This window comes from Peribacillus butanolivorans (genome assembly GCF_001273755.1).
In the GTDB taxonomy this organism is placed as follows: Bacteria; Bacillota; Bacilli; order Bacillales; family DSM-1321; genus Peribacillus; species Peribacillus butanolivorans.
Genome location: NZ_LGYA01000001.1, coordinates 2002076 through 2029023, shown reverse-complemented (window position 1 = coordinate 2029023; position 26948 = coordinate 2002076). Strand labels below are relative to the sequence as shown.

28 protein-coding genes and 2 riboswitches are annotated in these 26948 nt (G+C 39.0%); of the genes, 6 read left to right on the top strand and 22 right to left on the bottom strand.

Annotated features, from left to right (window positions below; all coding sequences use genetic code 11):
- Positions 1-186 precede the first annotated feature (186 nt).
- Positions 187-912: a protein kinase domain-containing protein gene (locus tag AKG34_RS09510; protein ID WP_236694904.1), complete on the top strand. Its 726-nt coding sequence runs from the start codon at positions 187-189 to the stop codon at positions 910-912.
- Positions 913-931: 19 nt separating this feature from the next.
- Here AKG34_RS09510 and AKG34_RS27930 read toward each other — a convergent pair whose 3' ends face one another.
- From AKG34_RS27930 to AKG34_RS09425, 17 genes are all read right to left on the bottom strand, one after another.
- On the bottom strand, positions 932-1099 hold the full coding sequence (locus AKG34_RS27930; protein ID WP_161804917.1) for a hypothetical protein: 168 nt from the start codon (positions 1097-1099) through the stop codon (positions 932-934).
- A gap of 283 nt (positions 1100-1382) precedes the next feature.
- Complete coding sequence (locus tag AKG34_RS09500) at positions 1383-1655, bottom strand: non-specific DNA-binding protein Hbs (protein WP_053345857.1); 273 nt, start codon at positions 1653-1655, stop codon at positions 1383-1385.
- Positions 1656-1944: 289 nt separating this feature from the next.
- On the bottom strand, positions 1945-3465 hold the full coding sequence (locus AKG34_RS09495) for a cobyric acid synthase (protein WP_053345856.1): 1521 nt from the start codon (positions 3463-3465) through the stop codon (positions 1945-1947).
- Between the two features lie 12 nt (positions 3466-3477).
- A complete protein-coding gene (locus tag AKG34_RS09490) occupies positions 3478-4014 on the bottom strand; it encodes a cob(I)yrinic acid a,c-diamide adenosyltransferase (protein WP_053345855.1) in 537 nt (178 codons plus the stop codon).
- A gap of 15 nt (positions 4015-4029) precedes the next feature.
- The gene (locus AKG34_RS09485; protein WP_053345854.1) at positions 4030-4593 is read right to left on the bottom strand and encodes a nitroreductase family protein; all 564 of its coding nucleotides are present in this window, start codon (positions 4591-4593) and stop codon (positions 4030-4032) included.
- Positions 4572-5381 (bottom strand): uroporphyrinogen-III C-methyltransferase, encoded by an 810-nt coding sequence (cobA, locus tag AKG34_RS09480; RefSeq protein ID WP_053345853.1) that lies wholly within the window; start codon positions 5379-5381, stop codon positions 4572-4574. The genes AKG34_RS09485 and cobA overlap by 22 nt, the downstream gene beginning before the upstream one ends.
- A gap of 37 nt (positions 5382-5418) precedes the next feature.
- Positions 5419-6813, bottom strand: a complete 1395-nt coding sequence (locus AKG34_RS09475) for a cobyrinic acid a,c-diamide synthase CobB (RefSeq protein WP_053345852.1) — start codon at positions 6811-6813, stop codon at positions 5419-5421.
- Positions 6814-6830: 17 nt separating this feature from the next.
- On the bottom strand, positions 6831-7955 hold the full coding sequence (locus AKG34_RS09470) for a cobalt-precorrin 5A hydrolase (RefSeq protein ID WP_053345851.1): 1125 nt from the start codon (positions 7953-7955) through the stop codon (positions 6831-6833).
- Positions 7952-8728, bottom strand: a complete 777-nt coding sequence (gene cobM / locus AKG34_RS09465) for a precorrin-4 C(11)-methyltransferase (protein WP_098174651.1) — start codon at positions 8726-8728, stop codon at positions 7952-7954. The genes AKG34_RS09470 and cobM overlap by 4 nt, the downstream gene beginning before the upstream one ends.
- Positions 8725-9432 carry a precorrin-2 C(20)-methyltransferase gene (cobI, locus tag AKG34_RS09460; protein WP_053345849.1) on the bottom strand — a complete coding sequence of 236 codons (708 nt, stop codon included), beginning with the start codon at positions 9430-9432 and terminating at the stop codon, positions 8725-8727. Before cobI ends, cobM begins: the two co-directional genes overlap by 4 nt.
- The gene (locus AKG34_RS09455) at positions 9425-10639 is read right to left on the bottom strand and encodes a bifunctional cobalt-precorrin-7 (C(5))-methyltransferase/cobalt-precorrin-6B (C(15))-methyltransferase (protein ID WP_053348055.1); all 1215 of its coding nucleotides are present in this window, start codon (positions 10637-10639) and stop codon (positions 9425-9427) included. Before AKG34_RS09455 ends, cobI begins: the two co-directional genes overlap by 8 nt.
- Positions 10623-11735, bottom strand: a complete 1113-nt coding sequence (locus tag AKG34_RS09450) for a cobalt-precorrin-5B (C(1))-methyltransferase (RefSeq protein WP_053345848.1) — start codon at positions 11733-11735, stop codon at positions 10623-10625. The genes AKG34_RS09455 and AKG34_RS09450 overlap by 17 nt, the downstream gene beginning before the upstream one ends.
- Before the next feature lie 8 nt (positions 11736-11743).
- A complete protein-coding gene (locus AKG34_RS09445; RefSeq protein ID WP_053345847.1) occupies positions 11744-12388 on the bottom strand; it encodes a precorrin-8X methylmutase in 645 nt (214 codons plus the stop codon).
- Between the two features lie 12 nt (positions 12389-12400).
- Complete coding sequence (gene cobK, locus AKG34_RS09440) at positions 12401-13171, bottom strand: precorrin-6A reductase (RefSeq protein WP_053345846.1); 771 nt, start codon at positions 13169-13171, stop codon at positions 12401-12403.
- Positions 13168-14109: a sirohydrochlorin chelatase gene (locus AKG34_RS09435; protein WP_053345845.1), complete on the bottom strand. Its 942-nt coding sequence runs from the start codon at positions 14107-14109 to the stop codon at positions 13168-13170. Before AKG34_RS09435 ends, cobK begins: the two co-directional genes overlap by 4 nt.
- Before the next feature lie 18 nt (positions 14110-14127).
- Positions 14128-15783 (bottom strand): precorrin-3B C(17)-methyltransferase, encoded by a 1656-nt coding sequence (gene cobJ / locus AKG34_RS09430; RefSeq protein ID WP_053345844.1) that lies wholly within the window; start codon positions 15781-15783, stop codon positions 14128-14130.
- A 14-nt stretch (positions 15784-15797) separates the two neighbouring features.
- On the bottom strand, positions 15798-16166 hold the full coding sequence (locus tag AKG34_RS09425; RefSeq protein WP_053345843.1) for a (2Fe-2S) ferredoxin domain-containing protein: 369 nt from the start codon (positions 16164-16166) through the stop codon (positions 15798-15800).
- A 149-nt stretch (positions 16167-16315) separates the two neighbouring features.
- A riboswitch (cobalamin riboswitch) is annotated at positions 16316-16505 on the bottom strand.
- Positions 16506-16717: 212 nt separating this feature from the next.
- A riboswitch (cobalamin riboswitch) is annotated at positions 16718-16913 on the top strand.
- Between the two features lie 176 nt (positions 16914-17089).
- On the opposite strand from AKG34_RS09425, the gene AKG34_RS09420 reads away from it, so the two are divergent.
- From AKG34_RS09420 to AKG34_RS09405, 4 genes are read left to right on the top strand one after another with little or no spacing between them, the layout of a single operon-like run.
- Positions 17090-17833, top strand: coding sequence for an energy-coupling factor ABC transporter permease (locus AKG34_RS09420; RefSeq protein ID WP_053345842.1), 744 nt, complete (start codon positions 17090-17092; stop codon positions 17831-17833).
- Position 17834: 1 nt separating this feature from the next.
- Complete coding sequence (locus AKG34_RS09415) at positions 17835-18149, top strand: energy-coupling factor ABC transporter substrate-binding protein (RefSeq protein WP_053345841.1); 315 nt, start codon at positions 17835-17837, stop codon at positions 18147-18149.
- Complete coding sequence (gene cbiQ / locus AKG34_RS09410; protein WP_053345840.1) at positions 18133-18909, top strand: cobalt ECF transporter T component CbiQ; 777 nt, start codon at positions 18133-18135, stop codon at positions 18907-18909. The genes AKG34_RS09415 and cbiQ overlap by 17 nt, the downstream gene beginning before the upstream one ends.
- An 18-nt stretch (positions 18910-18927) precedes the next feature.
- Positions 18928-19773 (top strand): energy-coupling factor ABC transporter ATP-binding protein, encoded by an 846-nt coding sequence (locus AKG34_RS09405; RefSeq protein ID WP_053345839.1) that lies wholly within the window; start codon positions 18928-18930, stop codon positions 19771-19773.
- Between the two features lie 187 nt (positions 19774-19960).
- Here AKG34_RS09405 and AKG34_RS09400 read toward each other — a convergent pair whose 3' ends face one another.
- The 3 genes from AKG34_RS09400 to AKG34_RS09390 form a co-directional block, all read right to left on the bottom strand.
- Entirely contained in the window at positions 19961-20182 is a 222-nt protein-coding gene (locus tag AKG34_RS09400; protein WP_053345838.1) for a YozQ family protein, read from the bottom strand.
- 456 nt (positions 20183-20638) lie between these two features.
- Positions 20639-21373: a polysaccharide deacetylase family protein gene (locus tag AKG34_RS09395; protein WP_053345837.1), complete on the bottom strand. Its 735-nt coding sequence runs from the start codon at positions 21371-21373 to the stop codon at positions 20639-20641.
- A 487-nt stretch (positions 21374-21860) separates the two neighbouring features.
- Positions 21861-22598 carry a TerC family protein gene (locus tag AKG34_RS09390; RefSeq protein WP_053345836.1) on the bottom strand — a complete coding sequence of 246 codons (738 nt, stop codon included), beginning with the start codon at positions 22596-22598 and terminating at the stop codon, positions 21861-21863.
- A gap of 556 nt (positions 22599-23154) precedes the next feature.
- Here AKG34_RS09390 and AKG34_RS09385 point away from each other — a divergent pair.
- Positions 23155-23553, top strand: a complete 399-nt coding sequence (locus AKG34_RS09385; RefSeq protein WP_053345835.1) for a barstar family protein — start codon at positions 23155-23157, stop codon at positions 23551-23553.
- A gap of 175 nt (positions 23554-23728) precedes the next feature.
- Here AKG34_RS09385 and AKG34_RS09380 read toward each other — a convergent pair whose 3' ends face one another.
- Together AKG34_RS09380 and AKG34_RS09375 are read right to left on the bottom strand one after the other, a co-directional pair.
- Positions 23729-25174, bottom strand: a complete 1446-nt coding sequence (locus AKG34_RS09380; RefSeq protein WP_053345834.1) for an alanine/glycine:cation symporter family protein — start codon at positions 25172-25174, stop codon at positions 23729-23731.
- A 422-nt stretch (positions 25175-25596) separates the two neighbouring features.
- Positions 25597-26907, bottom strand: a complete 1311-nt coding sequence (locus AKG34_RS09375) for a Na+/H+ antiporter NhaC family protein (protein WP_053345833.1) — start codon at positions 26905-26907, stop codon at positions 25597-25599.
- Positions 26908-26948: the final 41 nt, after the last annotated feature.

Genomic DNA, 26948 nt, shown 5'->3' with positions numbered 1-26948 from the left:
ATGCTTCTTCATTCTTCCAAACCGTTCTGTTTTTATAAAGATCAAGAAAAGAAAATATAATATAAATCATAATGGTCTTTTGTTTGTTATGACTCTAAAGTTGAGGTGAGGAAAGTTTCAATTTGGCGTTCCATTCGAAAGTTCTTTCAGTTTTTTGTAGATAAACCTATTAAAAAAGGTGCAGTTTTGTATGATAAATACGAGGTCATAAGTGTTATAGGAACAGGAAGCTACGGCATTGTTTATCTCTGCAAAGATTTGAAAACAAATGAGAATAGAGTAGTCAAACAGCTTCGTCCAAGTAAACGCTGTATCAAAAAAGAGATTAAGCTGTTTGAAAATGAAATCTCTATTCTGCGTTTGTTAAACCACAAAAGTATGCCTAAGTTATATGATGAATTTTCAAATAACGGATATTTTTATTATGTAATGAATTACATTGAAGGGGACAATTTGGAAGACCAAATTTTCTTAAATCATAAAACCTTTAAGGAGAAAGAGTCTCTACTTTTACTTGCTCGCCTGCTAGAATTAGTAGCTTATCTTCACAAAAATGGTATGTACCATCAAGATTTACGTATTCCAAATATTTTACTAAAAGACAAAGAGCCTTTTTTAATCGACTTTGGTCTGTCGAAACAGATTGTCTCGGTTGACCCAATTTGTTCATCATCAAAAGAATTAGAAATGAAACAGCAGGACTATTATGATTTAGGAGACATACTTTTATATTTACTTTATACGACTTACTCTTCCAACAATAAAAAAGTTCTTCCTTGGACAGAAGAACTTTCTTTAGAAAAAGAAACCGTACATTTACTAAAAAGGTTATTAAGAATTCAAGAACCTTATTCAGATATCAGTGAACTTTCAGCAGATCTTCATGCTGCACTTATATCTAAAGAAAAATAAATTACTTCATGGAGGGGTATTAACTGCTACTCCTCCCTCCTTTTCGTTTATAGCGGTTACTACCACTCATTGGAGACCGTTTATACCCCCTGCTGCTGCTACTGCTGCCTCGACGATAATGGCTATGTCTTCGCTCGCTGCTGCCTTCGGAAAGCTGCTTAATTTTCTTCATTATTTTTTTAAACATATTTTTCACCACTTTTCTTCTTTTCTAGAGCTTACTGTTTTATTGTTATAGCCTAACATATATTAGAGATAAACCTTACTGATAAGTACTTATTAACAATCATCGTTTGTTAAATCTGTTTAACTTCAATAGCTACCTTTTTTAGCGCAATATACAACTAAATGTTAGTACGGCCTAAATTAAACGCAAATAAAAGAATAAACTTTTAAAATGAAACTTATTTAAATAAAAAAACTCTGGAGACTTTTCTCATCTCCAGAGTTTTTTTCACTACATGTTTATTTTATTTTACAGCTTCTTTTAATTCCTTACCTGCTTTAAAAGCGGGTACTTTGCTAGCTGCAATTTGTATTTCTTCACCTGTTTGTGGGTTTCTTCCTGTACGAGCTGCACGGTCGCGCACTTCAAATGTTCCAAATCCTACTAATTGGATTTTTTCCTCTTTAGCAAGCGTAGTTGTGATTGTTTCAAACAATGCATCCACTACTTTTTTAGCGTCGTCTTTTGTTAGTTCAGCTTGTGCTGCCACAGTACTCACTAGTTCTGTTTTATTCATATCAAACACCTCATCCTTTTAATTCTATAAAGTATGTAGAGAAGCCAACATAACATATCTTGTATATGTCTGTCACTTAATATGACTAAATAAAAGAAAGTTTAACCCTGTAATTAATGGTGAATGTGATTTTCACGAAAGTAAATCATATAAAAACGAAAGAATATTAGTTCATTTGAATCCTTACGATATACAAAAAAGCGCAATTCTTTCCATGATACATGGAAAGAATTGCGCTTTATTTTAGATAATAATTCCGATAGCTTGATGGATAAGGTGAGACTATTATTCAACTTTCCATGGTTTCAAACTGCAGCCATTCATAAATAGTATCCATATCTATATTTTCTTCCAAATGTGAAGCCAAGAGGTTATAAGCTTCTTCTCTTCGCTCTGAGTCACTTTGAACATTTTCCTTCACTTCATCTAATCCTTTTGACCTTCGAATTTGATTAACTAGCATTCTTGTAAACAAGCGATTATGGAAAATCCCATGAAGATAGGTCCCAATGACTTTGTTGTCTGCAGAAATAGCCCCATCCTCTCTTCCATCCTTCAATAAAAGAAATGGCCTTACTAGTGTAGAGTCCAATGATGTTCTCCCTAAATGGATCTCAAAACCAGTCAGATTCAGTTCTCCTTCCATGATCCCTGAAGAAAGAACACCTTCCATTTGGACCGTTTTCTTTTCTGCATTAAAAACGGTTTGTACTGGAAGAAGAGAAAGTCCTATTGCATTTTCTCCGCAGCCCTCGACAGCATCAGGATCGAAAAGCTTCGTACCAAGCATTTGAAATCCACCACATATCCCAAATATTAATGTCCCTTTTTCACGCAAATCTTGGATAGCCCTATCCAGTCCTGCTCTTCTAAGCCACTCTAGATCTTCCATCGTGTTTTTTGTACCCGGCAAGATAAGCAGGTCAGGATTCCCTAATTCGTGCACACTGCCTACAAGTCTGACGCCTACACCCGGTTCATCAAAGAAAGGATCCACATCTGTAAAATTGGAGATACGAGGCAATCTTAAAACGGCGACATCGATTGGAAATTCCGCCTTTTTAGGTTTTTTAAACCGCAAGGAAGATAGTGCTAATGAATCTTCCGCTTCAATATTCACGTCTATATAAGGAAGGACACCGAGGACTGGAATCCCTGTTTCTTTTTCCACCCATTCAATGCCGTCATCCAATAACTCGCGCATCCCACGAAATTTATTGATGATAATCCCCTTTACACATTCGCGTTCATCCTTATCCAATAAGGCAAGTGTTCCAATAATTGAGGCAAAAACTCCACCGCGATCAATGTCAGCTACCAAAATGACCGAGGCATCTGCAAGTTTGGCCATACGCATATTTGCAATATCTCGATCCTTCAGGTTGATTTCGGCTGGACTCCCTGCTCCTTCAAGAACGATAATGTCATATTCGTCCTGGAGTTTTTCCACCGATTTACGTACGATGGGCATGGCTTCTTGGACAAATTGATATCGATAGCTTTTTGCATCCATATCAAGAAAATGTTTTCCATGCACAATGACTTCTGAAACCATATCCTGCTTCGGTTTTAATAGAATCGGATTCATATCAGTGGTTGCTGTAATCCGTGCAGCCTCAGCTTGCACTCCTTGAGCACGGCCGATTTCACCGCCATCCAACGTTACATACGAATTTAAAGCCATGTTTTGCGATTTGAATGGTACGACTCGTAATCCTTTATTGGAAAACACCCGGCACAGTGCCGTACAAATCAAACTTTTCCCTACATCAGAGGACGTCCCTTGTATCATAATGGATCTTGCCTTCATTCGACTCACCCCTTAAAACTCTAATCCTTTGACAGCTCCGATTCCCTCTTCATAGTAATGCTTAGTCGCATCAATATTAGAAACTAAATCCGCCAAATCCATCAGTTCCCGTTTGGCATCTCTGCCTGTAACGACTAGATGCATATGAGCGGGTCGATTACGAATCGCATCAATTACTTCTGCTAGTGGCAAGACATCTTCAATCGGGAACTTAGAGATGGCCAACGCATTGTTTAACTCATCCAGAACCAGTAAATCAATTGTAGGATCACAAAGGGCCTGTTTTGCTTTTTCCCAAGCTATTGTTAGTGCCTCCCGATGCTCTTGTGGAGTTTTGGTCCATGTAAAGCCAATCCCAAGCTGTTCCATTTCAACCCCTAATTTCTTTAAAGCCAATGCCTCTCCATATGTTCGCTCTGGAGATTTTATAAATTGGAGAAATTTAACGTTCATGCCTCTCCCAATTGCCCGTAAAGTAACTCCAAGTGAGGCAGTCGTTTTCCCTTTCCCATTTCCGGTATATATAAGAAACAATCCTCTGCGAGCCATCTTATTCGCCTACCTTCATAGCCAAACTGTTTTTTCTACGTATGAAGTTCGTTTAGTAGCAGAAACAGGTTGATCCTTTTTAGGATAGCCGATAAAAATAGTACCGATTACTTTTTTGTTTTCCGGCGAACCGATAAATTCGTGCAGTCGTTCATCCCTGACAAGGCCTACTCCTCTAGTGCGCCATACAAAGCCAAGACCAAGTTCTTTTGCTGCAAGCCACATCGAATGAACAGCACAACAAGAGGCAAATACATTGTCCTCGGATGAATCCGGATCTTCAGGCAAAATATCAGAGGTTACGACAATGATAAGCGGAGTAGTTTTTACAACTTCTAGTGAACTATCAATCAATTTCGGCTTGGTCGGGAAACGCTCATGTAAATATTTTTCTGCCAACTGTTCATAGCGTTGCTTCGCTTCTCCCTTGATTACATAAAAACCCCAAGGTTCACGTAATCGGTCGTTAGGGGCATATGTAGCTGCTTCTAATAACTGCCTGATTTTTTCATCTTCTACTTCTTTTTCTTCATAGTTTCGTATGGCTCTGCGGTCTTTCAATTCTTGAATGATAGACATCTTGACTCGTTCCCTTCACTCGTAGACTCTGATTCAATCACTTTTTCAAACCATTGGATTTTTTCTCTTAATTGAACGACTTCACCTACCAGAAAGATTGCCGGATTTTGAATTTCCGCTTCCACAGCAAGCATAGAAATCGTGTTCAAGGTTCCAGTTATCGTCCTTTGTTTATCTGTAGTACCCCATTCAATGACAGCCACTGGTGTTTCTTCGTCTCTACCATGCTCTATCAATTGTTCGCAGATAAATGGCATATTACCAATTCCCATGTAAAAGGCGATGGTATCAATTCCTTGAGCCAATGCCTGCCAATTCAGGTTGTCTTGACCCTTGTAATCACGTCCATGTCCGGTCACAATCGCAAAACTCGACGCATGTTCACGATGGGTAACCGGTATACCGGCATAAGCTGGAGCTGCAATGCCCGCTGTCACTCCTGGGATTATTTCATATTCTATCCCATTAGCCGCCAGGACCTCAGCTTCCTCTCCTCCCCGACCAAAGACAAACGGATCTCCTCCCTTTAGACGGGTAACATTTTTCCCCTGCAAGGCCTTTTCTACCAAAAGTGAATGAATTTCTTCTTGAATGAGATGATGTCTCCCGGGTGATTTCCCGCAATATACAAGCTCCGCATTTTCTTTTGCATAGGTTAATAGTTTTGGATTGACGAGCCTGTCATAAGCTATGACATCAGCCTGTTGAATACATTCCATTCCATATACCGTAATTAGTTTCGGATCTCCGGGACCCGCACCGACCAGATGTACCTTTCCCGGTTTCATGCTCTTGCCTCCTCTTATTTATCAAAAAAACACCTTTTCATTGTTGATATGTTTCGTGTCCCATCAGTTTTTTTTGTTTTAAGCATGCACCTATCCAATTCTCAACAAGTTTAGGATTGGAAGCAAAATGAAAATGGGTATAACCAGCAACCAGATTACCTATTATGCACCCTTCTTTCTTTGAACCAAATCTTCCTTTCGCCTCGTAGGCATGCGGAAGCACATCATCTGACTCAAATGTGGAATAGTGGAATTCATGACCTTTTGCCTGCTCACAATCTTTTATTAAAAAATTGCTTTCGGTTCCAGTTATTTCACGATATCCCAGTGCCGCAAGCTTTTTCTGCATTTTGATCCTACCTGGAATCAATCCTGCCATCGGATACTTTTCTCCAGAAGTTGTTTCAATAGATTTGCTCAAAAACATGAATCCACCACATTCTGCTAGAGTTGGCAAACCCTTTTCAATGGCGTTTCTGATGGATTTTATAGCAATTTCATTGCGAGAAAGTTCATCTGCAAATTCTTCTGGAAAACCGCCTCCAAGGTATAAGCCATCCGCATCCAACGGAACTTCATCCCCTTTTAATGGAGAAAAATACTTGATGTTCGCTCCTTTTGCTTCAAGCAACTCAAGGTTTTCCTGATAATAAAAATTAAAGGCCGCATCTTTTGCAACGGCGATGCACACGTCTTTCTTGCTACTAGACTGAAAGATTCCTGAATTCCCACTGGAAATGGTGCTGGTCTTAGCCAAGAGATACAGCTGTTCGATATCAATCGTTTCCATGACTAAATGAGCGAGTTTATCGAAAAATGGTTCAAGTTCACCTCGTTCAATGGCAGGAATTAAGCCTAAATGACGGCTAGGAATATCAATATCTAACTCTCGCTTCATATACCCCATCACTGGAACATCGCATTCCTGCTCGATGGCTGCTTTGACAATTTTGTAATGCCCCTCACTTCCCACTTGATTGGCAATTACTCCAATAATGTTCGGACCCGTAGAAAAAGCTTGAAACCCTTTAACAATCGCAGCTGCGCTACGCGCCATACTCGCACAGTTGACAATTAACAAGACAGGACTTTCAGTAATCATGCTGATTTCAGCTGTTGACCCCGTATTCGATAAAGGATTTTTCCCATCGAAAAAGCCCATGACTCCTTCGATAATCGAGATATCCGCTCCAATGCTCGCTTTGTTAAGTATTTCTCGGACGATATCGTGCTCAAACATCCAGCTGTCAAGATTTCGTGAAGTTCGCCCTGTAACGGCTGTATGATAGGTTGGATCAATATAGTCAGGACCACATTTAAAACCCTGAACGGTATACCCTTTCTTCTGGAGGGCTGCCATAATTCCGATGGTCAATGTCGTTTTTCCGACACCGCTTCCGGTGCCAGCAATAACTAATCTTCTATCGCTCATAAATATCCCCCCCTTCCTTATAAAGGAATAATCCCTACTGAAATGGTGACATTTCCCGATTTTTTCTTAACCAGCTCCAGTTGTTCCGCTCCTGTAAAAATTCTAACAGCTGGCTCACTCACCCCATAAGCACCTGTGTATTTATATACTGTGTCTGACGGAGCTTCAATTTTAGCCTGATTAAGTTCTTCCGGTTCAAAATACACAAATTCCCAACCGTGTTTTTGAACGACTTCAAGCAAACCAATTTCATCTTTCTTTATTGAAATTGTACATATTGCTTTAACACTTTTTATTGAAAATGATAATTCCGCTAATGTTTCCACAATTACCTGCTCAATTTCAACGGCTGATGTTCCTCGATTACAACCGATTCCAAGAACAATGACTTTTGGACGAAAAACAATACCATTGTCCAGAATCTTATTTTCAGTCTGCCTAAGCTCCCGATGAGTAACGACTAATGCTGCTTGAGGCTTTGCTTTAAGAGCGTCATCAATTGACGGATAAACGATTATTTGTTCAGGTAATACTGTTTCATACGTCCACCAGTTCCGTTCACCCGACTCCTGAACGATTGCAACATGCTCTTCATTTACAACGGACGCACTGACTGGCGTTAATTTTTCCGCAGAATCCCAAACCCAGCCAAAGCGCTGGCCAAATAAATCGACAGGAATTGTTTTTTGTACATCTGATGCAGTTGTAATAATTGCATTTGCATCAAGCGCTGCTGCAACTTCCTTGGTAAGTTCATTTGCTCCTCCAAGGTGTCCTGACAAAACACTGATAACATTCTCCCCTTTGTCATCAATGACAACAACTCCTGGGTCCGTTTTTTTATCCTTCAAAATTGGAGCAATCATCCGGACGACGGCACCGAGTGAAATAATTAAAATGATTCCTTTATATTCCTTGAATAAAGCGGGTAACAGCATACGGACGCTTCCCGAAAAAAGCTGGATTTGTCTGTGCTCTTCATCCCCTTTTTCAAACTTGCTCATGTAATATAGATCAGAATTTGAAAAAACAGTGTGTAATTTTCTTGCTAATTCTACACCATGCTTTGTAATTGCTACGATTGCATAAGTATGTGACCGTTTTATGGGGGCAAGTTCCTCTTCTTTTAATTCAATGATCATGGCTTGACACCTTTTCGGAAACCGTGGGTAAAGCTCGCATCATATAGTTTGGAACGGTATTCATCTTTATCATGGATATTAGGGTCTAACGCCCATCCAGCCAAAATCATTGCATGCTTGCGGATTCCATTTTTACGCATATCGTCATCTAAATTCACTAAGGTAGTACGAACAATTTTTTGGTCCGGCCATGTTGCCCGTTGAATGACTGCAACAGGCGTATCATCTTTCCACCCCGCTGTTTGGAGTTCTTTGACGATTTTTTTTGTTAAGGTTGCGCTTAAGAAAAGGGCAATCGTACAATGATGACTCGCTAAATCTCGTAATTTTTCGAATTCTGGAACCGGTGTCCGTCCTTCAGCTCTCGTTAAAATAAGTGTCTGAGTTAAATCGGGAATCGTCAGCTCGGCGCCAATTGCTGCTGCTGAAGCAAATACTGAACTAACACCAGGAATCACCTCATAGCCAATATCCTCTTTCTTCAATAGAACAATTTGTTCCATGATTGCACCGTACATAGCAGGATCTCCTGTGTGAATACGTGCTACCATTTTTCCTGCTTTAACACGATCAACCATAACATCAACAATTTCTTCCAAATGCATTCCAGCCGTTTTCAGCACCTCGGCATCAGGTTTTGCCTTTGCAATCAATTCTTCATTTACTAATGAATCCGTATATAAAATAACGTCTGCTGTTTGGAGAATATTCAATCCTTTTACCGTAATCAAATCCGGATCTCCTGGACCAGCACCTACAATATAAATTTTCACTTTCTCACCACCATCAAAGTTAAGTATTCTAGTTCAAGTCCTTCCAATTCACTTAAGTTCCAGATTACTTCTTCATCGGAAGTGACTTTGGTTACAACTGAAGCCTTTTCAAGCAAATCTAAATCTTTTAATACAGTTATCATTAAATCGATTACTTTTGCGACTTTAATGAACACTACAGCATCATGATCTTCAATCGCCTTCTTCATCGCTTCATAATCATCTCTTGCAGGAATAATCGCGACATGATCATCGCCATCTGCCAAAGCAATGCCCAATCTTGAAGCTGACCCGTTAAACGAAGAAATGCCTGGTACCGTCTTAATCTCAACTTCAGGATGCAACTCCTGCATCAATTTCATCATATGTATGAACGTACTATATAAAAGCGGATCTCCTTCTGTAACGAAAGCAACATCTTTACCTTCATATAACTTTTGCCAAACCTTCTCAACTGTTTCGTTCCATTCCCGATCCAAAATCGTTTGATCCTTCGTCATCGGAAAAACAAGTCCGAGCATTTCCTTCTCCTCAGGCCGAATGTATACTTCTACGATACGATGGGCGTAGCTTTTGCTACCTTTTCTTTTTTTCGGATACGCAATAACTGGCGATTCCTGAATGACTCGAAACGCTTTTACTGTAATAAGCTCCGGATCTCCAGGACCGACGCCAAGACCATATAATGTACCAAGATTACTCATTCATGTCTTCCTTTCGTTGTGCAGTAATGATATAAACCGGATTCAGCGGTACAAATCTGTTCATTCCTAAAATAGGTTTGCTTCGTGAAATTTGAGCGTGCATGATGGAGGTTTGAAAACCTGCTTCTGCAAATGCCTCGTTCGCACGGTAAAGATTTTCTATCGTAGCGGCATTAAGGACAATCCTTCCGCCTTTTTTCAACCGATTGCAGCAAGTATTGATGAGGTCTACCATCTCTCCGCCTGTCCCACCGATAAAAACGGCATCCGGATCAGGAAACGTTTCTAAGCCTTGCGGTGCTTTTCCATGAATCGCCGTTAAATCGGTACGAAACTTACGTTGGTTTTGTAAACAATTTTCTAAATCCGGCTCATTTTTTTCAATCGCAAAAACTTGACCTTCAGGTGAGAGCTTCGCAGCTTCAATCCCCATTGAGCCCGTACACGTCCCAACATCCCAGACGATGCTGCTTTTCTTAAGGTTTAACGCATGAAGGCTTAATACTCGAATTTCCTTTTTGGTAATGAGACCTTTATCTGGCTTCCGCTGCGAAAATTCTTCATCTTCAATGCCTAAAGACCAGCTCGGTCCTTCAGATATCTTTTTCAAAATGACGACATTTAACGGAGAGAATTTCCGCTCTATCATTTCTTCAAGTTCATACCAGCCTGAATGTTCATTTTCTCCTTGAAGATTCTCCGCCACAAATGCCCGATATTCTGTCATACCAAATGATAGAAGATATTTAGCAAGTTGATTAGGACTATTTTCAACGTCAGTAAGCAATGCAACTTTTGCTTTCCCATCGATCCGTTGGGCCAACCCTTTCATACTTCGACCATGAACACTAACAAGGAAAGCATCTTGCCAGCTTTCACCCATTTTGGCAAAAGCGAGTTGAACTGAACTAAAATATGGGTATACTTCTATATTCATCTTGCTGGAAAGATAGCCGCCAATTCCGTAAAATAGCGGATCACCAGAAGCTAAAACGACCGTCGGACGAGTCTCTTCCTGTAGTCGTTCTACAACTGCTTTCATGCCGCCCTTTATGACAATCTTCTTTCCTTGATAATTCGGGAAGAAGGACAAGACCCTCTCACCGCCGATAAGCACTTCACTTTCTTCAATCCATTGTGCATATTGAGGCAGTAAGCTTTCTTGACCGTTATCTCCTATCCCGATTAATTTAATCGATTGAGTCAATTCCAACAGCCCTTCCTAGTAATTGTCCTTTCAACGAATAAATCGCCGTTTCCATTTCAATGCCGCCCTTCACTTGCTTTAATCCTGAGTGACAGCAGGCTTCACAAAGTTTATTGAAGAATTCTTTGTTATCAATCTCGGCCATCATATCACCGACTTGCGATGCGGTGTTTGCGTTCTTAATTTCAAAAACAAGGTTATCATCTGCTCCGACACTTTGGGCAATTTCAGATAAAAAGTCGAAGTCGACTGGTGCACTTTTTGAATGCACCATCATCACACCTTGTGCAACTTTCGAAAATTTTCCCATCATACCAACAAGAGATACCTTTTTAATTCCCTGTCTTTTGCATTGCTTTAGCGAGAAGCCTACAAAGTCACCCATTTCAATAAAGGCTTCTTCAGGTAACCCCTGAAGAAGACCCATAGCATACTTTTCGCTTCGACCACCTGTCGTTAAGACAAGATGATCACAGCCACCAGCTTTAGCAACACTAATCGCCTGGACAATACTTGCCATATATGCGGAACTGGAAAAAGGAACGACGGTGCCCCTTGTTCCCAAAATGGAAATGCCACCGACAATCCCTAACCGGCCGTTTAATGTTTTCTTCGCGATTTCTTCACCTGCTGGTACGGATATAACGACTTTCACACCTCTATTAACCTTAAATTCTTCTAATGTTTGTTGCACGGTTGTTAAAATCATTTTGCGCGGCACAGGATTAATTGCCGCTTCTCCGACAGGAACAGGAAGACCAGCTTTGGTCACGCGACCAACACCAATCCCTCCATCCAAGATGATGCCAGGTGTATCTACCCAGCTGACAGTAGAAATTATATGTGCCAGATGAGTGGCATCTGGATCATCGCCAGCATCTTTAATTGTTTCTGCACTAACTGAATTTTCCGTTATATCATATTTCTCAATTGTAAAAGTAGCATCTCTACCTATAGGCAAAGAAATCGTTGCCTCCTCAAGTGCATCACCAGTGATCAATGCGATCAATGCCGCTTTAGTTACTGCTGTTGAACAGGCTCCGGTCGTATACCCATGCCGCATTTGGGAGGGATCTTTCTTGACTTTCTTTTCCATGATTTAACCTAATCAGCTAAAAGGGAAATCGCATTCAATGCCGCAACCGTGACAGTACTTCCGCCTTTTCGGCCAACATTTGTAATGAATGGCACTTCGGTAATTTTTGCTAGTTCTTCTTTTGATTCCGCGGCAGAAACAAATCCAACAGGCATACCAATAATTAAGTCGGGTTTAGCAATCCCTTCTTTAATAAGACGAATGAGTTCTAACAATGCTGTTGGTGCGTTACCAATGGCATATATCCCGCCTTCATTTTCCTTTACGGCTTTTTGCATCGAAATGATGGCTCTTGTCGTTTTCAGTCGTTTTGCTTCAACCATTACATCTGGGTCTGAAATATAGCAATGAACGTCCCCGCCATGTTTTTGAAAACGTTTTTTCCCCGTTCCACTTTCTATCATTTGAACATCGGCAATAACATGTCTTCCTTTGCGGATTGCTTCTACACCAGCTTGAATGGCATTTGGATGGATAATGACACTTCTTCCTAATTCAAAGTCTGCTGATGCATGAATTACACGGCGAACTATCTTCCACTCATCTTCTGAAAAATCATGATTACCCATTTCTTCAGCAATAATTGAAAAACTATAATCATATATTTTATCTGGATCAACCGTTAGGGGTTTAAAATCTGTTTTAAAATCCATCGTACATTCCTCCTATTTTTCGTTTAGTTGTTTTTTCAAATCGGCAATGACCAGATTAAAACTGGAATGAACATTTTTATAATCAACATCGGGACGAGAAATCATAATCGTCTCAATTCCACATTCCAATGCTGCTTCCAATTTCTCATCAACAGATCCAACCTTGCCACTTTCTTTTGTAATCATTAACGTGACACCATATTGATTGTATAGCGCTTTGTTCAATTCTTTTGAAAATGGACCTTGAACCGCGACTATATTTTTTTGCTCTATGCCTAACTGAGCACATTTTTCCATATTATCAATGCGCGGAAGCATTCTCGCTATCACTCTTGTATTCTCCAGACCTACTAACTCTTTAGCAAAAATCGCTAAGGTTTTACTTCCAGTCGTTAGCATAATAACTCCCCGCTTTGTAGCAGCAAGCTTGGCGGCTTCAGCATAATCACGAACCATAATCAATTTCTCATTCTGGAATCGTTGACTTTCACGTTCATAACGAATATAAGGAACATTTGCTTCCTTTGCTGCCTGAAGAGCGTTTTTCGATGCTTCTTCTGCAAATGGGTGACTTGCATCAACTACCGCATGAAATCCTTCTTCGATGATTAAAGATGCCATATCTGTTGCAGTTAATCGTCCAATTTGGGTTGTTACCTTCGCATCTTGCAAACTTTTTGCTGCCGACTCGGTCACTACCGTTGCCAAAACTTGGAATCCCACCCGTTGGATTTCAATCGCTAATTCCCTTGCATCGCTTGTACCCGCTAAGAACAAAATCATTTTGTAGTCCCCACCACTTGCTCATCATGGTCATGGTGGGCATGGCCATGGTCTGTTTCATGACCGTGATCGTGGTCATGGTGGTCATGCCCATGGTCGTGATCATGATGATGATGGTGATGGTGGGCATGGCCATGTTCCTCCACATGTTTACGATAGTTTTCTAGATCACGGGTACCACTTGATCTTCCTTCGCTAGCTTCGATTACACGTTCTTTCAGTATGGTTTGTAATGTTGTATGATAACCAAAGTATTTCGCCAAAACAAATTCATGCTCTGGATATTGGTCTTGATAGCCTGTTAGCATATTCTCCATTCTCTCCATTAACACACCTGTGAAGAGGAAATATGGAAGCATCACTATTTTTTTGGCACCTAACCGAATACAGCGTTCAATGCCTTCATCAACAAACGGATCCGTAACACCCATGAAGGCATTTTCGACCCACTTCACATTTAATTTTTCCCACAATAATCGTGAAATTTTATAAATATCGCTATTTGCATCAGCATCACTTCCACCTCGACCTATCAGCAATATTGCTGTCTCCGGATGTTCCAAAGATGTATCGAATCCAACTTCCTCAAGGCGATCTGTCAGAATCGTTAATACTTCATGGTGAACCCCAATCGTTTGTCCATATGTGAATGTAACCGCTGGATACTTATTCCTTCCATCCTCTATTTCAGCTGGAATATGTAATTTTGAATGTCCTGCATGCAACAAAATAATCGGAATGACGATAACTTCAGTGGCCCCTCTTTTTATGCAATTGTCAATGCCTTGGGATATATTTGGCGTGGCAAATTCCAAGAAGCATGTTTCAATTAATAAAGAGTCGTCCATTGTCGGAATCATATTTATAATAAAACGATTAACTTCCTCGTTTCCAGAAGCTAGTCTGCTTCCATGTCCTACGAATAATACTGCTTTCATTTGTTATCCCCCTCTTGATTAGTCTTCACAAGGCGCAGGCTCTATTTTTATTTTGGGAGCAATGTCTTGATATAAATAGCCCTGTATCTTTTTCGCCCGTTTGAAATATTTAAATAGTCGTTCATTAGGATGAGCATTTTGTTTATATTCGTTGACAATGTTTGTAATTAATTCAACTAGTTGATCCGGTTCAATTCCTTCTGCAACTGGTTGACCAGGATGAGCCGTTCTGCCAACAGGTTTAGCTCCAAGGAATAAATCAAATTTCCCTTTTCGGAAAACGATCCCGATATCATCCATCACTGCACTATAACAAGCCATTCCACACCCATTAAAACCAATGTTCAGTTCCTTAGGCATATCAATCCCACCAAGCACCCTCTGTATTTCATCCGCGTAAGGAATGGATTCCACTTTTTCACCATCACAGAAATCACAGGCTTTTAAAGTCAATACATCCCCAATTGGCGATAATAAAAAGTTTGCTGATTGCAATTTGCCAGTAATAACTTCTGGATCTGTTGTAGGAATCTTTAAAACGATTTTATGATTTGGTGTATATTCCATCGTTCCCTTTTCTCCAACAACTTCTGCAAGTGTCATCATTTGTTTCGGAGTAAATTGCTTGTTCGCCACACCTGGGCTAACGGCAAGCTCGAATACCGACTCAATTTTTTGCTGAACAATCGGCGTAATTGATTGCTGAACTGTTTGACCCTTGACTCTTGTGAGGGCTTCCATTGCCACTTCAAAAGATGTGCTCTTTTTTTCTGGTGCTTTTGTAAGCAATCCAACTCCGCCAGTCGACTCGGTGTACGCTTCCTGCATAGAGCCCGTTTCTTGATCTAATGCCCAAGGTTCTGCTTCTTTTTGCAAGCGTTGATGCGGCTTCAATGGTTGCTTTTCCGAATTCAATGTATACTTTCTTTGATATCCACGTGGCGTGATGATTTTGTCATCATATAAAAAGGTAGATGAATTTCCAATAATGACGGTTGTTAGCATCCCTATATCGTGATTTAACATGTCTTTCAAATTGGTTATCACAATATCCTGACGATCGCGATACGCACTTTTTACCAATCCGACAGGTGTTTCGGGCGAGCGGTAACGCAGTAAAATGTTCTGTGTTTCAACAATTTGCCTAGTCCGTCTACCGCTTCGAGGATTATAAAGTGCAATGACAAAGTCAGCCATTGCTGCAGCCTCCACTCTTTTGGCAATCAGATCCCAAGGCGTTAAGTGGTCACTGAGGCTGATGGTACAGGAATCATGCATGACAGGTGCACCAAGTAAAGACGCACATGAATTGATGGCAGAAATACCAGGAATGATTTCAATGGCTACTCCCGTTTCTTCTTTCCAGCCTTTTTCAATCAATACTTCATAAACCAGCCCTGCCATTCCGTATACCCCTGCATCACCACTCGAAATTACAGCCACTTTCTTTCCCAACTCCGCCTGTTTCACTGCTTCTTGTGCACGTGATACTTCTTCAGTCATACCTGTACTTATAATCGTTTGATCTGTAAGAAGGCCCTGTATGAGTTCCACATATGTTTTGTAACCAATGATGAAGTCACTTTCTTGTAGGGCTTCTACAGCACGTTTGGTAATATGTTCAAAATTCCCTGGTCCAAAGCCAACGACAAATAATTTACCGTTTGTACTCATTTAGACATCTCCTTTTACGACTTGTCTTTTGAAATTCCTGTTAGAGCTGGAAAATCTGGATTAGGAGTCATTTCTCCATTAGTAAATTGGTAAATCATCTGTGGAATAAACTTCTCATCATCGAGATTACGGACAATCTCTCGTCCAAAATCAGGTGAGTCCACTCGATACCATGTCCCTTGTGGATAAGCAATCACAATGCAGGCATCCTTACACCTGCCGTTACAACGAGTTCTAGTAGTATGGATTTTTTGATTCAGACCTTGTGAAGTAATTTCATCACGAATTGCTTGCGTTATTTCTTCGCCACCTTTTTTCATGCAACTGCTGCCGTTACAAATCAAAAGATGTGAATTTGTGCCTTTTAAGTTCCAAGTTGTCATCTTCTTCCTCCTAAATCTGAGAAAAGGCAAAATAAAAAACCTTAACTGTTAGAGTTAAGGTTAAAAAAACTATATGAAAAGGGAGCCTCCAGCAAGCAAAGTGAAACTCTCAAAATCTCCATAGTCCTTCTACCTTTCCCTCCGAAAAGTATCACACAATTTTAAAAGCAGGTTTCCTGGCTTACGCTTCAATTTACTTTTGTCCCTTCCCAGCTCTAGGCCAGTGGTTATCGACAATTTCATCAGCGTTACAGTAGCGGGGGCTGCATCGGATTCTCACCGATTTCCCTATTATCCCTTGCGTGTTCATACAAGAGCACTTTTAAATTGAAATATTTGGTTTTATAATAATATATTTCTAGTTAACTTTATCTATCATATAACAACTTTTTTAAAATTCAATAGTTTATTCCGACTGTTTTGAAAAGTTTAATGGTGAAAATCCAGCTTCATGCCTTTCCTCTCAGCGATTTTATCCTTCTCAAAAAAAAATATGAATAGAGTGTAGATGGAATCATTGCTTTATGGTACAATAAACGAGAATTTTCAAAAAATTACATAAGTTTTATGGTGCTAGATTCCTCGGAATTTAGCTTAATAGGGAAGTCGGTGTAAATCCGGCGCGGTCCCGCCACTGTAAAGGGAAGTCCTAATACGTAAAGTTTAATCCACTGTCAATCGAGATGGGAAGGATGTATGAGGATGATGATCCAGAGCCAGGAGACCTGCCATGAAGCGTGAAACTGTTTCAACCTACGAGGATGGGTGTGCGGATCAGGCAGATAAGCTAATATTTGTATTATGCTGCAAACTTACTGTTCATTACGCACTTCTTTCTTTTTGAGAGAAGTGCTTTTTATGTTGCCCGCCACTTCTCTTCTCAGCTTTAATCATTAAAAATAAAAGCGTTGAAAGGAGAAAAAATGAATAAAGCCAATTGGAAAATACTTTATTTTGTCATTTTACTACTCTTCATACCAAAGAAGGCAATGGCCATGCATATTATGGAGGGCTTCTTACCGATCGAATGGGCGATATTCTGGTGGGCTGTGACACTTCCATTTTTAATCTTGGGTTACCGTTCCATTAGGTCTAAAGTGAAGGAAAACCCAGAAACAAAAATGATGCTGGGTCTGTCCGGCGCATTCGTTTTTATTTTATCAGCTCTAAAAATCCCTTCCGTTACAGGAAGCTCTTCACACCCTACCGGCGTCGGTTTAGGTTCAATCTTGTTTGGGCCACTGGCCATGAGTGTCGTCGGTTCTATTGTTCTGTTATTTCAAGCTGTATTACTAGCTCATGGAGGACTAACTACGCTAGGAGCCAATGCTTTTTCCATGGCTGTTTGCGGGCCGTTCATTGCTTATTTTGTATTCAAAGGCACTACTAAATTAGGTTGGTCCTTTTCTCTTGCTGTTTTCTTAGCAGCAACTTTCGGAGATTTGGGCACCTATGTGATAACTTCTGTACAACTTGCTTTAGCTTTCCCATCGGAGGTAGGGGGATTTATGGCCTCATTCACTAAATTTTCAGGAATCTTCGCCCTTACCCAAATACCTTTAGCAATCAGTGAAGGTTTATTGACAGTCGTTGTCATGAATTTCTTGAAGAAATACAATCTAGGCGAATTGAAATTACTGCGAGTGTTATCTAAGGAGGCTCGTTAGCATGAAAAAAAGTTTATTGTTGCTTTTTCTAGTCGTCATACTTGCTATAATTCCGTTAATCACCCAACAAGGAACAGAATTTGGTGGAGCTGATGGAGTGGCGGAAGAAGCCATCACTAAAATCCAACCGGAATATAAGCCTTGGTTCAACAGTATCTGGGAGCCGCCAGGTGCAGAAACCGAAAGCTTATTGTTTGCTCTCCAAGCCGCGATTGGCGCCGGATTCATAGGATACTTCATCGGCGTTATGCGACAAAAAAATAAACAGGCCGTTCAAGAAAAGGACGAACAGGAAAAACATGTTACTCATAGATAAATACGCCTATTTCAACCGGCTAAAGCATGTACATCCTTTAGAGAAAATGATTTTTGCCCTCTCCCTTTTGTTGTTTTCTTTAGCAGTGAGGGATACGACCGTCTCACTCATCACCTTTACAGTGATGAGTGCTTTTATCATTTTCGGGGCAAAAATCCCAATCTCTTATTATCTAAAATTACTCTTATTACCTGGATTTTTTGTACTATCAGGTACAATTACCATCCTTTTTTCATTCGCAAGTAAATTTACTTCGATACCAAATGTATGGTGGTCCTGGAATTTCGGCAGCTGGCAAATATTTATCAGCGAAGACAGTATCAAAACAGTAATTGGTCTAATCGTTGTCGTATTAAGCAGTATCAGCTGTTTATATTTCCTAACCTTAACTACTCCCATCACAGTTATACTAAATGTATTGCGTAAGCTGAAACTGCCTTCATTGCTGATTGATTTAATCGAATTAACTTATCGCTTCATCTTTATTTTTTTAGATACAGCTATGGCCATTCATCAATCACAGTCATCACGGCTTGGGTATAGTTCAGTGAGGAAGGGAATTCGATCTCTCGGGTTACTTATATCTTCCCTGTTTTTAGGAGTGTTTCAGCGCTCTGAACAATTAACGATGGCAATGAACGCAAGAGGGTATCAAGAGAATATTTCATTTATCGATGACTCTTACACTTATTCCTCTCGTAATTGGCTGATTACCATTGTAACTCTATTAAGCTTATTCTTTATTTATAGATATATATAAATTGGGGGCAGTTCGATAATGGAAGAACATATTTTTAATATAGATGGCCTCACCCATCAATTCGCAGATGGGACGTTCGCATTAAAAGATCTTTCTCTTACTATTCAACAAGGTAAAAAAATTGCTTTATTAGGCAATAACGGTGCCGGTAAGTCAACTTTATTCCAACATTTAAACGGTCTTTTAAAGCCAACAACAGGATCCATCAAATTTAAGGGAAAGAAATTAAAATATGACAGAAAAACATTATTACTATTACGAAAACAGGTCGGAATCGTTTTTCAAGACCCGGATTCACAACTTTTTTCCGCTAATGTTCAACAGGATATATCGTTTGGACCGATGAACTTAGGTTGGGAAAGAGATGTCGTGCGGGAGAAAGTTGAATGGGCGATGGCCCAAACAGAAGTAACAGAATTGAAAGATAAGCCCACCCATTTTTTGAGCTTAGGACAAAAAAAGCGTGTTGCCATTGCTGGTGTGTTAGCCATGGAACCCGAAGTCTGGATCCTAGATGAGCCTACGGCGGGATTGGATTCTTATTTTTCCAAACAGATTATGGCTCTTTTGGATAACATCCATCTCCCTGATAAAACAATCATTTTATCAACCCATGATGTTAACTTAGCCTATCAATGGGCTGACGAAATCATTGTCATGAACGATGGAAAGGTCATATATCAAGGAGATCCTGTCACTATTTTTCATCATGAAGACCTTTTGTATCAAGCACATTTAGAAAAACCATGGATATTTGAAATGTTTCAATCACTTATTCAATCAAAGATATTCACAGAAGAAGACCCTGTCCCTAGAACGAAAGAAGAATTACTTCAAAAAATGGAGATTGAAAAGGTTAATTAAGAAGCAATCCCTAGCCTTTTTCATTAGGTCAACAGACTAGGGGATAAAAAGGAGATATTCTTCACTATCCAGGCAATTGAGTCGGTACCCAATACCTGGATAGTATTAGCCTAAGAGAAAAACAAGTAGCTGCAAAGTTCACTCTTGAAAGCTCATGCAATGCCCTGGTAATTTCTCCTTAATTATTTTATTGGCTTTCTTCTTCAGCCTCTTCCCCTTTTATCTCTATATTCTTTCCGTCTACATCATCAACTACAGATTGCATTTCACCTTCCGTATAAGTATCCGATACTTGCTCGTGGGTTTTAGCAAGCCCAGAGGACAATGTATCCTTTCGTTTATAATCACTGACGTCATAAATTCTTCCAGCTATATCTAAAGAATCCTTTTTTGATTCCTTGCTATCCATAGAATTCACTCCTTATTTCGAATTATTTTTATCTTGACCATTTTATTAAAACAGGGAAACTTGGTTACATTTGTCATCTCATATAGATTGACAGCATGAAGTAATGACAAGGGTATTTTGCGTAAAAAATAATCCAATATTCAATAAAGATAAAAAAAACTATGAAAAGGATGATTTATCGCTGATTTAACAACCAGAGGGTTCAATCTTATCTGATTGGGAACATGAAAAATGAGGTATTTCAGTATCCATATCCATCATTCCTATCCATTTTTATGAACTCCGTTTAATGTTATTTTTTCAAAAAGGCGCCCAATTGAAGTTGAAGAATGAGGTTAATTTCATCCTCCTTTTTTATTTGAAATTTTCCTTGTTTCTGACCCAATAGCTTATAAGCACTATTACTTTTCCCTTAGGTCCAATTGAAAAAGCGATTACTTTGAATAGGAACCGCCTTCATTCTCTGTCAACAATCTTTGCAAAGTCGTCAAGGCTAGTTGAATATTTGATATAGATTCGTGGTAAAAGATAGAGTTCGTCTTTAATGCCCTTCTCAGAAAATGGTTCAGGAGTTGTCGTAAGCCCAAACAAATAGTATTTCTTCGTTTCTGCTACGACTTTGTCATTGAAATTCCCGTATGGATACGCAAGAGCATAAACTGGTTTGCCCGTTATTTTTTGAATTTTATCTTTGGACCCTTTCAGTTCATATTCATAATTTTTTATTTTCGTCAAGTCAGGATGTGTAGCAGTATGAGACTGAATTGAGATCATACCCGAATCAGCCATCGTTTTTAAATCCGATTTCGATAATCGGTTTGAGCGACCAATAAAGTCAGAGATAACAAACATGGTACCAGATGGTTTAAAACGTTCGTTTTCCAATTTTTGAAAGATAGCAAATGCATTCAGGTTGTTTTTGTATCCGTCATCAAAGGTAATGAAAATGGGTTTGTTTACTTTATTAATGTCTTGCCACCGATCAAAAGTTAATAATGTGTAGCCGTGGTCTCGTAAATAAATCATTTGTTTTTCGAAATTCTTTGGGGTTACATATAACTCCATAGAACCGTGTCCATTAAACTCTTCAATCGAATGATAAATTAAAATAGGTACTTTTCGTTGAGCAATAACTTGTGATGGGAAAATTAAGATAAGAAGACATAGGAAAAACATTGCTAACTTTTTCATAAAACTCCTCGCTTTGTATCCTTTTTATATCTTTTCAATTTATTGTTCCTCAAAAGTATAGTTCTATTATGATTTCTCTCATATTTCATTCTATCTTCCATTTTGATCAATGGTGTCTTTGATATTCCCAAATGAAAAGTAATTCCCTAAAACACTAAGGAATCGGCTTTTTTATAAGTCCTCCTTCACCAATAGCCCTGTTTGCTTAATAAGAATTTCTGTTATTCTTCATCATCAATTTCTTCTTTAGAGCTTAGAAAGAAGATATGCAACTTCTAGAAGAACTTTTCCTTCCACCACTCACCTCCCCCTTTAGTATGTAAGAAAAAAAGGTTGCCGCAGCAACCTCCCTTTTTAAAATAAAGCACCCCTTATTTGAACAAAACTTTTCGTTTAATTATCAAATAACTCAAAATTAGTAAACGGAATGATCGTTTGACAATTTAAAAATCGTTATTTTTTTACGGACAAATATATTTATTTTACTTCACTGTTTTTCTGTTTTTCCTTTAGATAAAAACCATCCACCTAATGCAATAAGCAGCATTACTGACCAAAAGATTGTATTCCAAATAGGTCCTTCAACAAACTCGTGAGGAATAATGTGCAAGGCCGGATGCGCAAGAGTATGCATTAATAACTTAACCCCAACCCAACCAACGAGTAACATTGCTGCAGTTTCAAGACTAGGGCGTTCTGTCAATATCTTAACGAAGTAACCTGCTGCAAACCGAATAACAATTAAACCAGCAATTGCTCCTAATAAAATAACTATAAATTGAGCGCCATCCATCCCCCCAATTTCACCCATTGAAGTATCTGGTAGGGCAATGACAAGAGCTACCGCTGCTAAAATAGAATCAACAGCGAAGGCGATATCAGCTAATGCAATTTGCACAATAGTCATACGATAGCTTTTCCCTTTTTTCTCTTTTTCTCCGTGGTCCTTTTTTAGTAAATGTTTTAAAGCGATGAAAATTAAATAAGCAGCCCCAATTGCTTGCACTTGCCAAACGTGGAAAAGGTACGAAATAATAAAGATTGCACCAATCCTAAATATAAAAGCTAATAGCAACCCAATATTAATCGCTTTTTTTTGCAGTTCTTCTGGTAAATGTTTTGACATAATAGCTAAAACTAAAGCATTATCTGCAGATAATAAACCTTCTAAAAAAATCAAAATAATTAATACCCAGCCATACTCTAATAATAAAGAAAGTTCCATATTATCCCCCTATAATTATCACTTCATAAGCCAGTATAAGTATGCTTACATGAGTTTAATAACGTTTTGTACTATCGGTATTATATACCATCCAGCCCATATTAAAGATAGTTTGCCTTTTTCTTATTACAATATTGTCTCAACGTATCCACTTCCTTATTCAACTCTTCTGCCCCGATAGTGGAATAAGAAAGAACATATGCTTTTTATATGCTGATATCCTCCCACCTATAAACGAATAATTTAAGTTATCATCTGCAATGTTAGTTAACATGCTATCCACTATTTTAGCTCCCATTGCCTCATAGAAGTGGCAAGAACTATTTTTCTCTAACCCTTTAACACTAGCTGAATTGAAGTCTAACCTCTTAAATTCAGGAAGGAGTCTTTTTAATAATTTTTTTCCTATCTCTAAACCTTGAAGTTCGCTTAAAATATATATAGATGTTACGTCCTATGTCAAAATTCAGTTTGACAAGTTAATTCTTATTTCACTAAAGAAGTATTGAGTTGAAGAAGGCGATTTAATTAAAATAACGAAAATGATGTATTAGAGGTGATTAAATTTAACAAAGTTTTTGTCATAGATGGTGAAAATTTTTCGGACTTTAATGGACTCTGTAACGAGTTTTCGAATGTAGTTCTCTCTGGAAAATACAAGTGGAATGGAAGTCTCGATGCATTTAATGATATTTTGTTTGGTGGTTTCGGTGATATAGAAGTTGAAGAAGAATATACAATTTTTTGGAGAAATTCTGTCAAATCTAAAATCGATTTAGGGTACGGAGAAACAATAACCATACTGAATGAGATGTTGAAAAATTGCCATCCAAGTAATGAAGAAAAAGTAATTAAAGAAATAAGGGATGCAAAAATGAACATTGGTTCAACTATATTTAATTGGGTAGAAGAAATTATCCTTGATAATAAAAATATAACGTTGATTTTAGAGTAATCCTTAATCAAGTAAAGGGTAGCGATAGTTGAATTAAAAAGGGAATTTAATATGTATCAAGAGTTCCCTTTCTTAATGTATACCTATCAAGATTTAGATTTAACATCGCCTATACAAAAAAAAGCTTATAGACTTGTCCCTAAAAAAAGGGACTTTGTCTACAAGCTGAAGGGCCTTAATTTATTTTTAACTTTCGATTGCTCTTACTCTCATCCACATTATCGGATGGATCACCCCAACATTCCACATTCTTCAAACCTTTAATATTGTTTACATGGAAAACTGGGTTTTTTCCACTCTTCTTTTGTTTTTGATAATCGGCTAGTGCAGCAAATGCAATTTTTCCAAGTAAGGCTATGGCGATTAAGTTGATAATGGCCATTAACCCCATCAGCAAGTCAGCTAGTCCCCATACAAACTTGAGTGAAGCAAGCGAACCGAAAATCACCATCCCTACGACTGCGATACGATATAAGTTTAACCAAACTTTATTTTCATTAATAAAGCCAATGTTCGACTCTCCATAATAGTAGTTACCGACTATGGAACTAAAGGCGAATAACAGTACGATAATGGCAAGGAAAATGCCCGCCCAAGATCCTAATGCCGTACCAAGTGCATTTTGGGTAAGGACTATACCATCTGTTTCCTTCGATGTATACAGGCCTGAGAACAAAATGATGAAGGCGGTCGAACTACAAATGACAAGCGTATCCACAAATACACCAAGTGACTGAATAAGCCCTTGTTTTACCGGATGACTGACATCTGCTGTCGCACCTGCATTAGGTGCACTACCCATCCCGGCTTCATTAGAAAATAGACCTCTCTTGATTCCTTGCATCATGGCAGCGCCTAATGCTCCACTAGCAACTTCCCTTAATCCATCAAAAGCACTTTCAAAGATTAAAACAAAAACACCCGGTAACTCGGTAATATTCATGATAATGATAATCAATGCTACTATCACATATGCTCCTGCCATAATCGGTACGATGACCTCAGATACTTTTGCAATCATTTTAATGCCTCCAAAAATGATGACAGCCGTAACAAGAGCAAGGATGATTGCCGTAACCCACTTATCGATCCCAAACGATTCATTGAACGCACTTGTGATCGTGTTGGCTTGTACAGAGTTGAAAGCAAGCCCAAATGTAAGCGAAATCAATACAGCGAACGTGATACCCATCCAACGGGCATTCAATGCTTTTTCCATATAATAAGCAGGGCCACCTCGGAATGTATCGCCATCCTTGACCTTATAAATTTGTGCAAGTGTACTTTCAATGAAGGCAGAGGCAGACCCGATTAGTGCTATTAACCACATCCAGAAAACGGCTCCTGGACCACCCATTGTGATGGCTATGGCAACACCTGCAAGGTTACCTGTTCCAACCCGTGAAGCAGTACTTATGCAAAAAGCCTGAAACGATGTCACACCTTTTTTATCCGCTGTGGCACCTTCTCCCAAAAGCCTGAACATTTCCCCTACCATTCTGAATTGGACAAACTTCGTACGAACGGAAAAATAAAGACCCAATCCAATCAGCATAATAATCAGTATTTTTGACCATAACAAATCATTTGTTCCACTAATAAAACTTCCTAACATCTCCATTAAAAACAAACCACCTCTAATTATTAACTTATATATGATAGCAATTGACAACCATTGTTTATTTCCCATTCTCTCGGTAAGATAAACGATAGAAGTCCATAGTAAAAAAAGGAGATTCAAGAATGAATCCCCAATACAATAATCTATTATATACTACCATTCAATTTATTTCATTCATGAATTTGAGGAATGAATTGGGAAACTCCCATCGAGAATAAGAATGATATAATATTCTGTATCATTTCCATATAAAAATAATTGTTCTCCCACGCTTTGTGATACTTTCAATTGAACCCTTCTAAGATCAAAATTGTAAAGAGTTCCATGAATAAAAGCTAAATATATATTTATTAAAATGGACGCATATAAAAAAACACCCTAGATCTAAAGATTCAGGGTGTTTTTCTGGTTAATTCACTTTTTCAAGAAGTATGTTTCTTCTCTTCACTTCCTGAAAATCGCGGAAAACCAATCAAAATGGCTATGACTCCACAAATCCCAATTAATACCGGGTAAAAAGAATAGGGTAAAATACTTACAGGTGAAATTTGTGCTACCCCCGCCGCAACAAGCAGTTGTGCCCCGTATGGAATTAACCCTTGAATACAACAAGCAAAAACGTCAAGCAAACTCGCTGATTTACGAGGATCGATGCCATACTTTTCCGCAATATTTTTGGCTAGCGGACCTGCAATGATAATAGAAATCGTGTTATTTGCCGTAGATAGATTTGTCAAACCGACCAAACCGGCAATGCTGAATTCAGCACCTTTTCTTGATTTGCTATTACGGGTCACGACGTGGAGAAGATAATCGATGCCGCCGTTATGTTTGATGACTGACACCATACCAGCAATTAAAATGGCAAGAAAAGAGATCTCATACATTCCCGCCATTCCATCTCCCATTTTTTGAATGACGCCCATCAGTTGATAACTACCATCCGCTAACCCGATAATTCCGGCAAACACAATACCGATGGAGAGGACAAGGAACACATTGACTCCAGCTAATGCAGTGATCAAAACGCAAAGATAAGGTAGAATCTTCACCCAATTATAGGAATGTTGAGAGATAGCTGCTTGTTCACCCATTGTTAAAAAGCCAAGGATGACACATGTAATGATGGCTGCAGGTAAAACAATGAAAAAATTCACTTTAAACTTATCCTTCATTTTCGTTCCCTGCGTTCGAACAGCTGCGATTGTCGTATCTGAAATGAAAGATAGGTTGTCACCAAACATCGCACCACCGATAACGGCGGCCATTGAAAGGGCAAGCGAAATATCGGTTTGTTCACTAATTCCTACACCTATAGGCGCTAGCGCTACGATTGTTCCCATGCTTGTCCCCATAGATAGAGAAATAAAACAAGCGATAATGAAAATACCTACCATTAATAGATTTTGCGGAAAAACCGATAACGCAAGATTCACCGTTGATTCTACCGCACCCATTCCATTCGCCACTTCTGAAAAAGCACCGGCCAAAAGGAAAATGATAACCATTAACATAATATTGGAGTCCCCGGAACCTTTACAAAAGATTTCAACTTTTTGATTGAATGACTCTTTTCGATTCATTGCCAATGCAGCCGCTGATGCAATCGCAATCGCCACAATCACCGGAAATGAATAAAAATCTCTTGTAATAACCCCGGAACCTATAAATAAAATTAAAAAAACGACAAATGGGACTAAAGCCCAAGGATTCCCTTTATTGTTTGTACTCATGATGAACACCTCTTTTTATTTTTCCCATGACAAATATGTCA

Excerpts from the sequence above, each read along its gene's own strand:
- AKG34_RS27930 (WP_161804917.1), bottom strand. The coding sequence starts at position 1,099 with ATGTTTAAAAAAATAATGAAGAAAATTAAGCAGCTTTCCGAAGGCAGC.
- AKG34_RS09500 (WP_053345857.1), bottom strand. The coding sequence starts at position 1,655 with ATGAATAAAACAGAACTAGTGAGTACTGTGGCAGCACAAGCTGAACTA.
- AKG34_RS09495 (WP_053345856.1), bottom strand. The coding sequence starts at position 3,465 with ATGAAGGCAAGATCCATTATGATACAAGGGACGTCCTCTGATGTAGGG.
- AKG34_RS09490 (WP_053345855.1), bottom strand. The coding sequence starts at position 4,014 with ATGGCTCGCAGAGGATTGTTTCTTATATATACCGGAAATGGGAAAGGG.
- AKG34_RS09485 (WP_053345854.1), bottom strand. The coding sequence starts at position 4,593 with ATGTCTATCATTCAAGAATTGAAAGACCGCAGAGCCATACGAAACTAT.
- cobA (WP_053345853.1), bottom strand. The coding sequence starts at position 5,381 with ATGAAACCGGGAAAGGTACATCTGGTCGGTGCGGGTCCCGGAGATCCG.
- AKG34_RS09475 (WP_053345852.1), bottom strand. The coding sequence starts at position 6,813 with ATGAGCGATAGAAGATTAGTTATTGCTGGCACCGGAAGCGGTGTCGGA.
- AKG34_RS09470 (WP_053345851.1), bottom strand. The coding sequence starts at position 7,955 with ATGATCATTGAATTAAAAGAAGAGGAACTTGCCCCCATAAAACGGTCA.
- cobI (WP_053345849.1), bottom strand. The coding sequence starts at position 9,432 with ATGAGTAATCTTGGTACATTATATGGTCTTGGCGTCGGTCCTGGAGAT.
- AKG34_RS09450 (WP_053345848.1), bottom strand. The coding sequence starts at position 11,735 with ATGGAAAAGAAAGTCAAGAAAGATCCCTCCCAAATGCGGCATGGGTAT.
- AKG34_RS09445 (WP_053345847.1), bottom strand. The coding sequence starts at position 12,388 with ATGGATTTTAAAACAGATTTTAAACCCCTAACGGTTGATCCAGATAAA.
- cobK (WP_053345846.1), bottom strand. The coding sequence starts at position 13,171 with ATGATTTTGTTCTTAGCGGGTACAAGCGATGCAAGGGAATTAGCGATT.
- AKG34_RS09435 (WP_053345845.1), bottom strand. The coding sequence starts at position 14,109 with ATGAAAGCAGTATTATTCGTAGGACATGGAAGCAGACTAGCTTCTGGA.
- cobJ (WP_053345844.1), bottom strand. The coding sequence starts at position 15,783 with ATGAGTACAAACGGTAAATTATTTGTCGTTGGCTTTGGACCAGGGAAT.
- AKG34_RS09425 (WP_053345843.1), bottom strand. The coding sequence starts at position 16,166 with ATGACAACTTGGAACTTAAAAGGCACAAATTCACATCTTTTGATTTGT.
- AKG34_RS09420 (WP_053345842.1), top strand. The coding sequence starts at position 17,090 with ATGAATAAAGCCAATTGGAAAATACTTTATTTTGTCATTTTACTACTC.
- AKG34_RS09415 (WP_053345841.1), top strand. The coding sequence starts at position 17,835 with ATGAAAAAAAGTTTATTGTTGCTTTTTCTAGTCGTCATACTTGCTATA.
- cbiQ (WP_053345840.1), top strand. The coding sequence starts at position 18,133 with ATGTTACTCATAGATAAATACGCCTATTTCAACCGGCTAAAGCATGTA.
- AKG34_RS09405 (WP_053345839.1), top strand. The coding sequence starts at position 18,928 with ATGGAAGAACATATTTTTAATATAGATGGCCTCACCCATCAATTCGCA.
- AKG34_RS09400 (WP_053345838.1), bottom strand. The coding sequence starts at position 20,182 with ATGGATAGCAAGGAATCAAAAAAGGATTCTTTAGATATAGCTGGAAGA.
- AKG34_RS09395 (WP_053345837.1), bottom strand. The coding sequence starts at position 21,373 with ATGAAAAAGTTAGCAATGTTTTTCCTATGTCTTCTTATCTTAATTTTC.
- AKG34_RS09390 (WP_053345836.1), bottom strand. The coding sequence starts at position 22,598 with ATGGAACTTTCTTTATTATTAGAGTATGGCTGGGTATTAATTATTTTG.
- AKG34_RS09380 (WP_053345834.1), bottom strand. The coding sequence starts at position 25,174 with ATGGAGATGTTAGGAAGTTTTATTAGTGGAACAAATGATTTGTTATGG.
- AKG34_RS09375 (WP_053345833.1), bottom strand. The coding sequence starts at position 26,907 with ATGAGTACAAACAATAAAGGGAATCCTTGGGCTTTAGTCCCATTTGTC.